The sequence below is a fragment of the Enterobacter cloacae complex sp. SHL020 genome (assembly GCF_049236945.1).
In the GTDB taxonomy this organism is placed as follows: Bacteria; Pseudomonadota; Gammaproteobacteria; order Enterobacterales; family Enterobacteriaceae; genus Enterobacter; species Enterobacter dykesii.
Map to the genome: position 1 here is coordinate 190,489 of NZ_JBMKJF010000003.1, position 11,200 is coordinate 201,688.

Genomic DNA, 11,200 nt, shown 5'->3' on the forward strand with positions numbered 1-11,200 from the left:
GAGCACGGGCGTGGAGAGTTCTCCTACGCCCGTGCCGATTAATTACCCTGCATCAGGGCGATTATTTTTTATCTTTAACTTCTTCGAACTCAGCGTCGACAACGTCGTCGTCTTTCGCGTTGTTCGCCGAAGCGTCAGCGCCCGCCTGCTGTTGAGCGTGCTGCTGCTGAGCGATTTCCATCAGCTTCTGAGAAGCCTGCGCCAGTTCCTGCATCTTCGCTTCGATGTCCGCTTTATCTTCACCTTTCAGTGAGGATTCCAGCGCACTCAGTGCAGCTTCGATAGCAGTCTTGTCTTCCGCTGGCAGTTTATCGCCTGCTTCTTCAACCTGCTTACGGGTGCTGTGCAGCAGATGGTCACCCTGGTTACGGGTCTGAACCAGCTCTTCGAACTTACGGTCGGATTCCGCGTTAGCTTCGGCATCGCGAACCATTTTTTCGATTTCCGCTTCGTTCAGGCCAGAAGATGCCTTGATGGTGATCTTCTGCTCTTTACCGCTGTTTTTGTCTTTCGCAGACACGTGCAGGATACCGTCAGCATCGATGTCGAAGGTGACTTCGATCTGCGGCATGCCGCGCGGTGCCGGGTTAATACCGTCAAGGTTGAACTGACCCAGAGATTTGTTATCCGCCGCACGCTTACGCTCACCCTGAATCACATGGATGGTTACCGCAGACTGGTTGTCTTCAGCGGTAGAGAACACCTGGCTGTGTTTCGTTGGGATGGTGGTGTTTTTGTTGATGAGCGCAGTCATCACACCGCCCATGGTTTCGATACCCAGAGACAGCGGGGTAACGTCCAGCAGCAGTACGTCTTTAACTTCACCGGTCAGTACGCCACCCTGAACCGCAGCGCCGATTGCAACCGCTTCGTCCGGGTTAACGTCTTTACGTGGCTCTTTACCAAAGAACTCAGCCACTTTCTTCTGAACCATTGGCATACGGGTCTGACCACCCACCAGGATAACGTCCTGGATGTCAGATACGGACAGGCCAGCGTCCTGCAGGGCAACTTTCAGCGGCTCGATTGAACGGTTCACCAGGTCTTCTACCAGGCTTTCCAGTTTCGCACGGGTCACTTTGATGTTCATGTGTTTTGGACCGGTCGCGTCTGCGGTGATGTACGGCAGGTTCACGTCGGTCTGCTGAGCGGAAGACAGCTCGATCTTCGCTTTCTCAGCGGCTTCTTTCAGGCGCTGCATGGCCAGCGGGTCGTTACGCAGGTCAATGCCCTGATCTTTCTTGAACTCGTCAACGAAGTAGTTGATCAGACGGGTATCGAAGTCTTCACCCCCCAGGTGGGTATCACCGTTGGTTGCCAGAACTTCGAAGGTTTTTTCGCCGTCAACTTCGTCGATTTCGATAATAGAGATATCGAAGGTACCACCACCCAGGTCGTAAACCGCGATAGTACGGTTGCCAACTTCTTTATCCAGACCGTAAGCCAGTGCAGCAGCGGTTGGTTCGTTGATGATACGTTTTACTTCCAGACCTGCGATACGACCAGCATCTTTGGTTGCCTGACGCTGAGCATCGTTGAAGTATGCAGGAACGGTGATAACAGCTTCAGTTACCGGTTCACCCAGGTAATCTTCAGCGGTTTTCTTCATTTTTTTCAGCACTTCAGCAGAAATCTGCGGTGGTGCAGTTTTGGTGCCTTTCACATCAAGCCATGCATCGCCGTTATCTGCCGCGATGATTTTGTAAGGCATGATGGAAACGTCACGCTGAACTTCTTCGTCCTGGAAGCGGCGGCCGATCAGGCGTTTAATCGCAAACAGGGTGTTTTGCGGGTTTGTCACTGCCTGACGTTTAGCCGGCTGACCAACCAGAGTTTCACCATCCTGGGTATAAGCAATGATAGAAGGCGTGGTGCGATCGCCCTCGGCGTTCTCCAGCACGCGTGCAGTAGTGCCATCCATAATCGCTACACAAGAGTTGGTAGTACCCAGGTCGATACCAATAATTTTACCCATCTAAACGTCTCCACTAAAAATTCAGTCAACATGTGGTTGTGTACCTGTAATAAGGGCAGAACGTGCTTTTTCAACTGCCCAGATTTGATTTTTTTCAGGTCCACACACTGCGGTTGACTACAAGATGGGGTCGCGACGGCATCCATCAAGGGGCAAGCATAAAAAAAATTTTAATTTCACCCTGATGAGATCATAGACGCCATCGATTGCGCCCATTATGATGCCGCGCCCCGTCAGGGAGTATTGACGCGGGTTTAACCATTTCACCATATTAATGATGATTTTTTTGAGGACTTATGGGCAACACTAAGTTGGCTAATCCGGCTCCGCTGGGCCTGATGGGTTTTGGCATGACCACTATCCTGCTGAACCTGCACAATATCGGGATGTTCCCGATGGATGGCATCATCCTGGCGATGGGCATTTTTTACGGCGGTATCGCGCAAATCTTCGCGGGCCTGCTGGAATATAAGAAAGGCAATACCTTCGGCTTAACCGCCTTCACCTCTTACGGTTCTTTCTGGCTGACCCTGGTTGCCATTCTGCTACTGCCTAAAATGGGCATGGCAGACGCGGCAAACGCTCACTTCCTGGGCGTTTACCTGGGCCTGTGGGGCGTCTTCACCCTGTTCATGTTCTTCGGTACCCTGAAAGGTAACCGCATGCTGCAGTTCGTTTTCCTGAGCCTGACCGTGCTGTTCGCCCTGCTGGCGATCGGTCACCTGGTGGATAACGAAGGCATCGTTCATGTTGCAGGCTGGATTGGTCTGGTTTGCGGCGCAAGCGCTATCTACCTCGCAATGGGTGAAGTGCTGAACGAGCAGTTTGACCGCACCATTCTACCGATTGGTGAAAAACACTGATCCCTCTGTCGTGTCCGCATCGCGGGCACGACATCCCTTCATCTGCCCCAGCCAAATCCCTAATCCCAGCCCCATCAACGAAAGCGCGAGTACGTACCAGGCTGGCGCCATCGGCGACACGCCCATCAGCACCGTCACCGCAATCGGCGTCAGCCCGCCGAAAATGGCATACGACACGTTGTAGGAAAATGAGATCCCGGTGAAGCGTACCTCCGGTGGGAACGCGCGGACCATCACGTACGGTACGGCCCCGACAACGCCCACGCACAGCCCTACCGTGCCGTACAGCAGGAACAGCTGTTCAGGATGGCTGCCTGCCAGATGATAAAACGCCCAGCTTGATGCGGCCAGTAGCAGGCTGCCGACGATAAAGGTAACGCTGGTGCCGAAACGATCAGCCGCCAGCCCGGCGGCGAGACAGCCAAAGCAGAGCATGATTGTCGCGATACTGTTCGCCTGTAGCGTCACGGCAGGGGCGAAGCCGTACTGCTTTTGCAGCCACACCGGGGACATCAATATCACCACCACAATGCCCGCCGAGAGCAGCCAGGTGAGCAGCATCGACACCACCACCGCTCTTTTATGGCGTACCACGACCGCCTTCACCGGCAGCTCCTGCGCCAGCGCTTTGCGCTGCTGCATCTCGAGGAAAATCGGCGTCTCCTGCAGCCAGCGGCGAAGGTACATCGCCACCAGACCAAACGCCCCGCCCAGCAGGAAAGGAATACGCCAGCCCCAGTCGTGCACGGCCTGCTGCGTCATGCTGGTATTCACAATGGTTGCGACCACCGAGCCGAGCAGGATCCCGACCGTCAGTCCCGCCGTTAAGGTTCCGCAGGCGATACCAATGCGGCGCGCCGGAACATGCTCCGCGACAAACACCCACGCGCCCGGCACTTCACCGCCAATCGCCGCGCCCTGAAGAACGCGCATCAGCAACAGCAGCAACGGAGCGAGAATGCCCATCGAGGCATAGGTGGGCAGCAGACCAATAGCCAGCGTCGGCACGGCCATCAGCAGGATGCTAAGGGTAAACATCTTCTTGCGCCCGACCAGATCGCCAAAGTGGGCCATGATAATGCCGCCCAGCGGACGCGCCAGATACCCGGCGGCAAAAATGCCGAAGGTTTGCACCTGACGCAGCCATTCCGGGATATCAGCCGGGAAGAAGAGCTCTCCCACCACGGCGGCGAAGAAGACGAAGATGATAAAGTCGTAAAACTCCAGCGCGCCGCCTAAGGCCGCGAGCGTGAGAGTTTTGTAGTCCTGTCGATTCAGAGGTCGGGTGTTATGTGACATAGCGAACCATTATGCGTGTGTTGTGGATTTATTTTTACAGCAATCGTAAAGAAAAAATTACTATACCGTAAAAGCTTTACCACGCTATCGCCGCTTCAGCTAATGTCACATATTGTTTAATTTCAGGAGATTGTTTCGCGACGAGCGTTTTTCGGACGAAAAGCTGCTACCACTTTCTCATCGGTTTCCACATACGGACCGTCAAGAAGCTGTATACAATACGGCACACTTGCAAAGATGCCGTGAACGATGACGCTGCCATCTTCCGCCTTCAGCCCTTCCAGCGTCTCTTTAATTGATTTCGGCTGGCCCGGCAGATTAAGTATTAACGCCTGTTTGCGGATCACGCCAACCTGGCGCGACAAAATGGCTGTCGGGACAAAGTGCAGGCTAATCTGGCGCATCTGCTCACCGAAGCCCGGCATTTCACGATCTGCAATCGCCAGCGTTGCGTCCGGCGTCACGTCGCGGCGCGCGGGGCCGGTTCCGCCCGTCGTCAGAACAAGGTGGCAGCTCATCTCATCCACCAGCTCGCAGAGCGTCTGCTCGATGATTGGCTGCTCGTCAGGGATCAGGCGGGTCTGAATGTCAAAGGGGGTGGTCAGCGCGCTGCCAAGCCACTCTTCCAGAGCGGGGATGCCTTTATCCTGGTAAACACCGCTGGAGGCGCGGTCAGAAATCGACACTAAGCCGATGCGTAAGGTATTCATATCCATTCAATTCAAAAAGTACTGATTAAAGGGAATGATACACGCAGAGATGAGATTCAGACAGGGTACGAAAGCAGTCGCGTGACCGGGAACCCGGTCACGCAGAATGATTACAGCAGGTCGCCGATCATTTTTTCCAGTTTGCCCTGGTCAACAGCAAACTTACGGATACCGTCCGCCAGTTTGTCTACAGCCATTGGATCCTGGTTGTGCTGCCACAGGAACTCGGATTCAGTGATGCGCTCTGGGCGTGCTTTCACTTCACCGGTGTAAGACAGCTTACGCTCGATGGTACCTTCGCTTTCTGCCAGCTCTTTCAGCAGCGCAGGGGCGATGGTCAGGCGGTCACAGCCAGCCAGCTCGATGATTTCACCGACGTTACGGAAGCTTGCGCCCATAACCACGGTCTCATAGCCGTGCTGTTTGTAGTATTCGTAGATTTCAGTAACAGAAACCACGCCTGGATCTTCAGCCGGCGCGTACTCTTTCTTATCGGTGTTGGCTTTGTACCAGTCCAGAATACGGCCCACGAACGGAGAAATCAGGTATACGCCCGCTTCTGCACATGCGCGCGCCTGCGCGAAGGAGAACAGCAGGGTCAGGTTACAGTTGATACCGTCTTTTTCCAGCTGCTCTGCCGCGCGGATACCCTGCCAGGTAGAAGCCAGTTTGATCAGGATACGGTCGTTGCTGATGCCAGCGTCGTTGTACATTTTGATCAGACGTTTCGCTTTCGCGATAGACGCTTCGGTGTCGTAGGAGAGACGTGCGTCCACTTCGGTAGAGATACGGCCAGGAACCAGCTTCAGGATTTCCAGACCGATGTTCACTGCCAGTTTGTCGGTGGCATCCACAACCTGCTGCGCGCGGTCGTTGCTCTGTGCTTTCGCCCAGGTCACTGCGTCGTCAATCAGTTTGCGATACTCAGGGATCTGTGCGGCGTTAAGGATCAGAGAAGGGTTAGTTGTGGCATCCTGCGGCTGGTACAGCTTCATTGCCGCGATATCTCCGGTGTCAGCTACGACAGTGGTGAACTGACGAAGGGAGGTCAATTTATCCGTCATGATAGTGTTTCTCTTTTAACGTGCCCTGGATAATTCACGCTACCGACAGCATGCCTGCAGCGGAAAAATGACAGGTTTACTTGTTAGGGGGATGTAACCGGTCTGCCCTGATGATAACACGACGGAGGGGTAGCGCAACCGCAGACAGTGCGCTTAGGTAGAGTATGGTAAACTCGGAAGATTAACAGGCTGCTAAGCAACAGCATGCCCAATCAGTGGTAGCGCTTACATATTCACATTGGCATCAACAAGAGGGACGTTAATGCCTGATTTCTTTTTCTTTATTAACGAAGTCCTCTGGGGTTCGATAATGATTTACCTGCTTCTGGGAGCAGGGATTTGGTTTACGCTACGCAGTGGGTTTATCCAGTTTCGTTATATCCGCAAGTTTGGCAGAAGTCTGAAAAACAGCGTTACGCCCCAGCCGGGCGGATTAACGTCGTTCCAGGCACTCTGTACCAGCCTGGCGGCACGCCTCGGCAGCGGAAATCTGGCGGGCGTTGCGCTGGCCATCAGCGCCGGTGGGCCAGGCGCGGTCTTCTGGATGTGGGTGACGGCGCTACTCGGGATGGCCACCTCCTTTGCCGAAAGTTCGCTCGCCCAGCTGTATAAAGAGAAAGATAAAAACGGCCAGTTTCGCGGCGGTCCTGCCTGGTACATGGCGCGTGGCTTAGGGATGCGCTGGATGGGCGTTCTGTTCTCGCTTTTTTTACTGCTCGCGTACGGCCTTATTTTTAATACCGTCCAGGCAAATTCTGTCGCCAATGCCCTGCGCTATGCCTTCTCCTGCCCGGAGTGGATCGCCGGTATCGTGTTAGCCCTCGTCGTTTTGCTCACCATTTCAGCCGGTCTCAGGGGCGTTGCCCGCCTGATGCAGTGGCTGGTTCCCGTTATGGCACTGCTCTGGGTTGCCGCGAGCCTGTTCGTCGCCGCACTGCATATCGACCAGGTGCCGGGCGTGATTGCGACCATCGTCAAAAGCGCTTTTGGCTGGCGCGAGGTGGCCTCCGGGGCGCTGGGCTACACCTTTAGCCAGGCGCTGATGGCGGGTTTTCAGCGGGGCATGTTCTCCAATGAAGCCGGAATGGGGTCAACCCCCAACGCGGCCGCTGCCGCCTCTTCCTGGCCGCCGCACCCGGCCGCACAGGGCATTGTGCAGATGATTGGCGTCTTTACCGATACCATTATCATCTGTTCCGCCAGCGCCATGATTTTACTGCTGGCAGGCCCCGTCCCGCATTCTTCTGGTAACGCCGGAATACAGCTTCTCCAACAGGCGCTGGTGAGCCTGACCGGCGGCTGGGGAGCAGGATTTGTCTCGCTCGTCCTGGTGTTGTTTGCCTTCAGTTCGATTGTGGTGAATTACCTCTACGCCGAAAATAACCTTATTTTCCTGAAACTCGACTCGCGTACCGCAATCGGAGCCCTGCGGCTCGCGGTCATACTGATGATCGTCGCTGGCTCCTTCCTCAGTATGCCGCTGGTCTGGCAGCTGGCCGATATCATTATGGCACTGATGGCGATCACGAACCTCACGGCGATCCTGCTGCTCTCGCCCGTGGTTACGCTGATTGCCAGAGACTACCTTCGTCAGCGCAAACTCGGCGTTCCGCCGGTATTTGATCCCGCCCGCTATCCCGACGTTAAGGCGCAGCTTGCCCCCGGCACGTGGGATGATTTGCCGCGGCAATAACAGCTATCGATCAATTCAGGGCGATTTTTTGCTAAAGTCGCTCTAAATTTCCTGCAAGGACTGGATATGCTGATTCTGATTTCACCTGCAAAAACGCTCGACTACCAGAGCCCGCTCGCCACCGAGCGCTATACCCAGCCTGAACTGCTGGACTACTCGCAACAGCTGATCCGCGAAGCGCGTAAGCTCTCTGCGCCGCAAATCGCCTCGCTGATGAGCATCAGCGACAAACTGGCCGATCTTAACGCGACCCGCTTTCACGAGTGGCACCCGGATTTCACCCCGGCGAACGCTCGCCAGGCGATTCTGGCGTTTAAAGGCGATGTCTATACCGGCCTGCAGGCGGAAGATTTTAGCGAAGCCGATTTCGATTATGCCCAGCAGCATCTGCGTATGCTGTCGGGTCTGTACGGCGTACTGCGCCCGCTGGATCTGATGCAGCCGTATCGTCTGGAGATGGGGATTCGCCTGGAAAATGCCAAAGGCAAAGATCTGTACCATTTCTGGGGCGATATCATTACCGACAAACTGAACGCGGCGCTGCATGCCCAGGGCGATAACGTGGTGATTAACCTGGCATCCGATGAATACTACAAGTCGGTGAAGCCGAAAAAGCTGGATGCCGAAATCATCAAGCCGGTGTTCCTCGACGAGAAGAACGGTAAGTTCAAAGTGATCAGCTTCTACGCCAAGAAAGCGCGAGGCCTGATGAGCCGCTACATCATCCAGAACCGCCTGACGAAGCCGGAGCAGCTAACCGCCTTCAACAGCGAAGGCTATTTCTTTGACGAGGCGTCGTCGGGGAAAGGCGAGCTGGTGTTTAAGCGCCACGAGCAGTAAAAACAAACCCCGCCTTATGGCGGGGTTTTGCATTAGTGATGTTTCCAGTCCGGGCCGCGATCGTCGCGGTGGTCATCGTGGTGATGGTCATCGTGACGATCGTCGTGTTTACGATACTCATCATGTGGACGCCAGTGGTTATCACGCCAGTCATAATGCGCCTTCCACCAGTCGTGGTCGCGCCAGCGGCCGCCGTCCCAGTAGTGCCCGTTGTTATCCCGGTCGCCAATCTGCAGTTTTACCGCAGGTACGAGGGTAATTTCAGATGCCTGAACCGCCATGGGGGCGGCCAGCACCAGTGAAAGCGCGATGAGTGCAGGTTTCAGTGTAGACACAGGTGACTCCTTATTCTTCTTGCCCAACGTGGGCCGATGTAAGGAGATTACGCGAGGGGAACGGGGGATGTTATTCTCTGCAATCCTAAACGCTAAGTGACCGCATTTATTGGGAATTTCTGCTTTTTTCCTGCTTTTTCTCTCCTTAATTTCTCCATAAAAAAGCCGGGTGGCGGCTTCGCCGCCACCCGGCAACACAATCACGCGCGGGTCATCATCAGCTTACGCAGCGCGGCAAAATCTGCGGGTAGCTCATGTGACAGCAGCGGCAGGTCGGCACGCTCGGCCAGCTCTTTTGGCAGCAGCAGCGTTTCGCCCAGAATATCTTCCACGCTCTCTTTGAATTTCGCCGGATGCGCGGTGCCAAGGAACAGGCCATATTCACCCGGGTTAAGCTGGTCGCGCAGCGCGCGGTAGGCAATCGCCGCGTGCGGTTCAGAGGTATACCCCACCGCCTTCAGCTCGCGCATGGTCGCTTTGGTGGTTTCATCCGTCACCGCGGCGTAGCCCAGGTCACCCAGACGCCAGATCTTACGGCGGAACAACTCTTCCACGCGCGGCCAGTTGTTCGGCTGTGACACATCCATCGCGTTGGAGAGCGTCGCCTGCGTGGCGTTCGGCGCCCACTTTCCGTCTTTCAGGAAGCGCGGCACGGTGTCATTGGCGTTGGTCGCCGCGATAAAGCGTTTCACCGGCAGACCCAGGGATTTCGCCAGCAGGCCCGCCGTCAGGTCACCGAAGTTACCGCTCGGCACGGAAACCACCAGCTGATTACGCGCTTCCTGCGGCAGCTGCGCCACCGCTTCGAAGTAGTAGCAGATCTGCGCCAGCAGACGGCTGATGTTGATGGAGTTAGCAGAGTTAAGCCCCAGGGCCACCTTCAGCTCTTCGTCGTCGAAGGCCTGCTTGACCAGCGCCTGGCAGGCATCGAAATCGCCGTCGATCGCCACGGTTTCAATGTTGCCGCCGAGCGTACAGAACAGTTTTTCCTGCAGCGGGCTGATTTTGCCTTTCGGGTAGAGGATCACCACGCGGACGTTTTTCAGGCCGTAAAACGCGTGCGCCACCGCCGCACCGGTGTCCCCGGAGGTCGCGGTCAGGATGGTCACCGGTTTATCGCCGCTGATGTGGGTCAGCATCTGCGCCATAAAGCGGCCGCCGAAGTCTTTAAACGCCAGGGTCGGGCCGTGGAACAGCTCCAGGCAGCCAACGTCAGGCTCAACCTGCTTAACCGGCGCCGGGAAAGCGAACGCCGCACGCACGCGCTCTTCCAGCAGCTCCTGCGGAATTTCGTCGCCGATAAACGCAGACAGAATTTTGGTGCTGCGGGTGACGAAGTCCTGTTTCAGCAGCTCGTCGATGTCGGTCAGCTGGAATTCCGGCAGGTCATGCGGGAAGAACAGCCCCTGATTTTTGCCCAGTCCCTGAGTCACCGCCTGCGCGAAGCTGACCTGCTCGTTATGATCTTTAAGATTGTAGAGTTTCATTAATTATCCCAGTACTCGTGCGCCAGCCGTGTCCAGACGGCAAATATGAACAAAGCCTTCCTGATTTTGCAGGTAGTGTTTAGAGAGCCAGTCCGCCACGCGCTGCGCGGTGTCAGGCTTGTCGCACAGGGCGAACAGCGTCGGGCCGGAGCCGGAGATGCCGCACGCCTGCGCGCCGATATCCATGGATGCCTGGCGCGCCTCGTTAAAGCCCGGCAGCAGCTTCGTGCGGTACGGCTCGGCAATGACGTCCTTCATCAGCTTCGCCGCCAGCTGCGGCTGACGGGTGTAGCAGGCGTGGATAAAGCCCGCCAGATGACGCCCGTGGGCGATACAGTCCTGACGACGATACTGCGCGGGCAGGATCGCACGCGCTTCCGCGGTAGAGACCTTAATGCCCGGATAGGCCAGCACCCACAGCCACTCATCAAACCCTGGCACCTGCTGGCTGATGATGCCATTTTCTTCGATCATCAGCTGCATGCCGCCGAGGAAGCACGGCGCCACGTTGTCATAGTGAATGCTGCCGGAGATGCGCCCTTCCAGCTCGCCCATCAACCCCAGCAGGCGGTTGTTGTTTAGCGGCTTGCCGCAGTGCTCGTTCATCGCCACCAGCGCGGCGACCACCGAGCAGGCGCTGGAACCCAGACCCGAGCCAATCGGCATACTTTTTTCCAGCGTCATGGCAACCGGCACGTTTTTACCGATCTCCTGACAGAAGCGTTCCCAGCACTGATAGACGATATTCTCGCGCGGGTCGGACGGCAGTTTGCTGGCGAAGCGGCCCACGTTTTTCAGGCTGAAGCTGTCTGCCGCTTCCACCGTGACCGTATCGCCCAGCAGCGAACCATCCACCGGCGTCACCGCCGCGCCCAGCACGTCAAATCCGACGCTCATATTCGCGCTGGAAGCCGGGGCATAAACTTTGACCATG

General features: G+C 56.2%; 10 protein-coding genes. 3 read left to right on the plus strand and 7 right to left on the minus strand.

The genetic code is table 11. The annotated features are described in order from the left end of the window. Positions 1–61: 61 nt before the first annotated feature. Entirely contained in the window at positions 62–1,975 is a 1,914-nt protein-coding gene (dnaK, locus tag ACOTZB_RS09730; protein WP_421627005.1) for a molecular chaperone DnaK, read from the minus strand. A 296-nt stretch (positions 1,976–2,271) separates the two neighbouring features. On the opposite strand from dnaK, the gene satP reads away from it, so the two are divergent. Then, positions 2,272–2,838 (plus strand): acetate uptake transporter, encoded by a 567-nt coding sequence (gene satP / locus ACOTZB_RS09735; protein ID WP_023334461.1) that lies wholly within the window; start codon positions 2,272–2,274, stop codon positions 2,836–2,838. On the opposite strand, the gene ACOTZB_RS09740 is transcribed toward satP, so the two are convergent. From ACOTZB_RS09740 to tal, 3 genes are all read right to left on the minus strand, one after another. Next, positions 2,815–4,137 (minus strand): MFS transporter, encoded by a 1,323-nt coding sequence (locus tag ACOTZB_RS09740; protein ID WP_421627006.1) that lies wholly within the window; start codon positions 4,135–4,137, stop codon positions 2,815–2,817. The genes satP and ACOTZB_RS09740 overlap by 24 nt on opposite strands. Positions 4,138–4,259: 122 nt before the next feature. Then, positions 4,260–4,847 (minus strand): molybdopterin adenylyltransferase, encoded by a 588-nt coding sequence (gene mog / locus ACOTZB_RS09745; protein ID WP_337279713.1) that lies wholly within the window; start codon positions 4,845–4,847, stop codon positions 4,260–4,262. Between the two features lie 110 nt (positions 4,848–4,957). Further along, the gene (tal, locus tag ACOTZB_RS09750) at positions 4,958–5,911 is read right to left on the minus strand and encodes a transaldolase (protein ID WP_023310342.1); all 954 of its coding nucleotides are present in this window, start codon (positions 5,909–5,911) and stop codon (positions 4,958–4,960) included. A 262-nt stretch (positions 5,912–6,173) separates the two neighbouring features. Between tal and ACOTZB_RS09755 the strand changes: the two genes are divergently transcribed. Continuing rightward, positions 6,174–7,604 (plus strand): alanine/glycine:cation symporter family protein, encoded by a 1,431-nt coding sequence (locus tag ACOTZB_RS09755; RefSeq protein ID WP_421627007.1) that lies wholly within the window; start codon positions 6,174–6,176, stop codon positions 7,602–7,604. A 66-nt stretch (positions 7,605–7,670) separates the two neighbouring features. After that, a complete protein-coding gene (gene yaaA / locus ACOTZB_RS09760) occupies positions 7,671–8,444 on the plus strand; it encodes a peroxide stress protein YaaA (RefSeq protein WP_421627008.1) in 774 nt (257 codons plus the stop codon). A 32-nt stretch (positions 8,445–8,476) separates the two neighbouring features. On the opposite strand, the gene ACOTZB_RS09765 is transcribed toward yaaA, so the two are convergent. The 3 genes from ACOTZB_RS09765 to thrB all read right to left on the minus strand — a co-directional run bounded on the left by ACOTZB_RS09765 (position 8,477) and on the right by thrB (position 11,199). Then, a complete protein-coding gene (locus tag ACOTZB_RS09765; protein WP_421627009.1) occupies positions 8,477–8,779 on the minus strand; it encodes a DUF2502 domain-containing protein in 303 nt (100 codons plus the stop codon). A 200-nt stretch (positions 8,780–8,979) separates the two neighbouring features. Beyond that, on the minus strand, positions 8,980–10,266 hold the full coding sequence (gene thrC, locus ACOTZB_RS09770; protein WP_421627011.1) for a threonine synthase: 1,287 nt from the start codon (positions 10,264–10,266) through the stop codon (positions 8,980–8,982). Positions 10,267–10,269: 3 nt separating this feature from the next. Beyond that, complete coding sequence (gene thrB, locus ACOTZB_RS09775; protein ID WP_223605159.1) at positions 10,270–11,199, minus strand: homoserine kinase; 930 nt, start codon at positions 11,197–11,199, stop codon at positions 10,270–10,272. Between the last annotated feature and the right edge of the window lies 1 nt (position 11,200).